This window comes from Methylobacterium sp. WL116 (assembly GCF_008039455.1).
In the GTDB taxonomy this organism is placed as follows: domain Bacteria; phylum Pseudomonadota; class Alphaproteobacteria; order Rhizobiales; family Beijerinckiaceae; genus Methylobacterium.
In genome coordinates this window covers 1-1,195 of sequence record NZ_VRUV01000875.1, presented here as the reverse complement: position 1 = coordinate 1,195, position 1,195 = coordinate 1, and the positions used below count along the sequence as shown (strand labels likewise).

The window sequence follows — 1,195 nt, the reverse complement described above, 5'->3', positions numbered from 1 at the left end:
CCTTCCGCCCGCGCCCGGTTCCGCCCGCGACCACGGATCGGCCGGACGATCACGTCATGCCGGCCGCTCCGGTCGCGGCCGCGGCGCCGATCGCGCTCGATCCGGGCGACGCGGTCGTGCCCATGGCCGGCGATCGCTTCGTCTGGCGGAGCGATGCGGCAGACCGCCTCGCGACGATCTCCGGGGCATCGTTCGGGCCGCTCGCGCCGCGCCTCGTCGGGCACAGCTGGGCCGACCTCGCCGGGGCCGGCCGCTTGCGCGATGCAGACGCGTTCCTCGCCGCGGTCGGATCCCGGCGCACGTTTCGGGCGCTGCCGGCCGTGCTGGACGCCGGCCCGATCGGTGCGCTCGCCCTCGACCTGTCCGGCGCCTGCCTCGGCCGCAGCGGCGACACGTTCTCGGGATTGGGCGGGTACGGCGTGGTGCGCGCGGTGATTGCACCGTCGGCAGCTTTGGAACCCCCGACCGATGCGGCGCAAGCCGGTCCGGATCCGGTCGTCCCCGTTCCCGATCCCCAGCTGCCCGACACCGTCTCCCCGCCCGACGCGGAGGCGGGCGGCCCGGGCTCCGAGGGAGCCGATCGCACGCTGCCCGACATCCGCAAGGCCGCGTGGCCGCCGGCGACGATCACCGCCGCCCGCTTCGGCAGCCCTTGGGCCGGCGATCCATTTGCGCGCGATCCCTGGTCCGGTGCCCGCGGCCCGGCGCCGGTGCCAGATATCGACGCCGCCCCTGCGCCGATCGCGGTCCTGCCGGACCCCGAGCCGGCGCCCGTCGAGCAGAGCCCGCCCAGCGAAAGCCCGGTCGCGGTGCAGGAGGGCGCCGACGCCGCCCTGTCGGTGACCGAGCACGCGGCCTTCCGCGAGATCGCCCGCGCGCTCGGCGCCCGCTACGCCGGCGACGACGAGATCCGGGACCCGGCCGACGCCGCGGACGCGCGCGGCGCGAGCGGAGCGGTGATGCCGTTCCCGACGCTCAGGGCCGTGGAGCCCGAGACGCCGGTGCAGCCGGACGGCGTCGCTCCGCCCCTGGACGACCTCCCCCTTTCGATGCTGATCCACCGCGGCGACGCGGTGCTGGCGGCCAACCGCCGCCTCCTCGATCTCACCGGATACGCCGACCTCGCGAGCCTTCAGGCCGCGGGCCTCCATCGCCTGTTCCCCGGGCTTGCCCCGGCCGACCGCGCCGCCGGTGC

General features: G+C 76.9%; 1 pseudogene. It reads left to right on the top strand.

Annotated elements, in window-relative coordinates:
• Positions 1-56: 56 nt before the first annotated feature.
• Positions 57-1,195, top strand: a pseudogene (locus tag FV223_RS28100) (hypothetical protein); the annotation flags it as partial.